The organism is Endozoicomonas sp. ONNA2 (assembly GCF_024606365.1).
Taxonomy (GTDB): domain Bacteria; phylum Pseudomonadota; class Gammaproteobacteria; order Pseudomonadales; family Endozoicomonadaceae; genus Endozoicomonas.
This window is the reverse complement of record NZ_JAHHPO010000270.1, coordinates 1-1,370: the sequence shown is the minus strand read 5'-3', so window position 1 is coordinate 1,370 and position 1,370 is coordinate 1. Positions and strand designations below refer to the sequence as shown.

Below are 1,370 nucleotides of genomic sequence, written 5' to 3'. Positions count from 1 at the left end.
TCATCAGGAACGCTGAGTTTAAAATGGGAAAGTTATTTTTAGACGACTCCCAAGTTCATCAATTGCACCCAGAGTGAGGCAATCATCCCCGAAGCGCCCAATAACAACGTGATCAGGGTACTCTGGGGAAGCCGGGTCAGCAGGAAAATAAAAGGCGTCACCATCAGGGACACGACACTGAACCGCTCAATCATCATGGCAATTTTCAGTCGCCTCTGACGGCGCATAAATCCGGGGTGCTGCTCCTGATGCTGCAAGGCATGGCCGACCTCATGGGTAGCAACGGCGACAGCAGCAATGGACTTACCCCGATAGTGCCAGGAGGAGAGGGAAACCACCCGGTTTTCCGGGTCATAATAATCCTCACCCTCCTGGCCTTCACGAACGGATACACCGTCCAGCTGGAATCTCTCAATCAGGTGCTGCGCCAGCTCGCCGCCGGTGCCCTGAAGATCCGGTCGGTCCTGGCCATATTTACGGAGCGTGTGCCTGACCCAGAACTGAGGCCCAAACACCAGAATCAGAACCGCCAGCAATATCAGAATCAGAGGCATTTAATCCGGATCCTCAGTCTCCAGTCGGTCGATCTCTTCCCGAAACTCATTGAGATCCTTGAAATGACGATAGACGGAAGCAAAACGGATATAGGCCACTTCATCCAGTTGCTTTAGCTCCTGCATAACCTCCTCGCCCAGAATCCGGGAACTCACTTCCCGTTCACCCATGGCCCGAAGACGATGAGTAATACGGCTTAACGCTTCTTCCAGCTGCTCAACGCCTACAGGCCTTTTTTCCAGGGCTCGGGACATTCCCGCCCGCAGCTTGTCTTCATTAAAAGGTTCACGAGTACCATCCCGTTTCACCAGCCTTGGCATCAGCAGTTCGGCAGTTTCATAAGTGGTAAAACGTTCAATGCAAGACAGGCATTCACGACGCCTGCGCACCTGGGTGCCTTCTGCAACCAGACGCGAGTCGATCACTTTTGTTTCAGCAGCACCACAGAATGGACAATGCATTGCGCCTGTGAATCCTTCAGTTTTTAAGGGGATCAGATGGGTACGATTAACTAACCCGGATATTTCATAAACGTGCTCCCGATCTCGCCATGAGGTTGTCCGAGAATAGCGCCCGATGCGAGGATTGCGAGAAATTGAGGCTAAAAATTTTGTTCAAGGCACAGCAGCTTTCAGATTCATCTTTTTCAACTTTAGCGGTCACTCTTGGGGTAGACATTAACGAATTTTTCCTGATAGTACTATTGTTCATTCTTTCTTTAGCTTCTGCGATCGAGTGCAGGCGGGTTGGTTTCCAGGTGTTGCGGGTCTTGAATTGGAACCACGAAGAGCACAAAGAAGAGCTTTTCTTTTCCT

3 protein-coding genes are annotated in these 1,370 nt (G+C 50.9%); 1 reads left to right on the top strand and 2 read right to left on the bottom strand.

Translation table 11 applies throughout. The features are described from left to right. Positions 1 to 38: 38 nt before the first annotated feature. Both KDK14_RS04840 and nrdR read right to left on the bottom strand, forming a co-directional pair. Complete coding sequence (locus KDK14_RS04840) at positions 39 to 554, bottom strand: zinc metallopeptidase (protein WP_257263888.1); 516 nt, start codon at positions 552 to 554, stop codon at positions 39 to 41. Continuing rightward, on the bottom strand, positions 555 to 1,016 hold the full coding sequence (nrdR, locus tag KDK14_RS04835) for a transcriptional regulator NrdR (RefSeq protein ID WP_257263887.1): 462 nt from the start codon (positions 1,014 to 1,016) through the stop codon (positions 555 to 557). Positions 1,017 to 1,165: 149 nt separating this feature from the next. Between nrdR and KDK14_RS04830 the strand changes: the two genes are divergently transcribed. After that, the coding region (locus tag KDK14_RS04830) for a hypothetical protein (RefSeq protein WP_257263886.1) at positions 1,166 to 1,370 on the top strand (205 nt) is incomplete at its 3' end.

Coding starts and splice junctions, on each gene's coding strand:
- nrdR (WP_257263887.1), bottom strand. CDS start 1,016: ATGCATTGTCCATTCTGTGGTGCTGCTGAAACAAAAGTGATCGACTCG.
- KDK14_RS04840 (WP_257263888.1), bottom strand. CDS start 554: ATGCCTCTGATTCTGATATTGCTGGCGGTTCTGATTCTGGTGTTTGGG.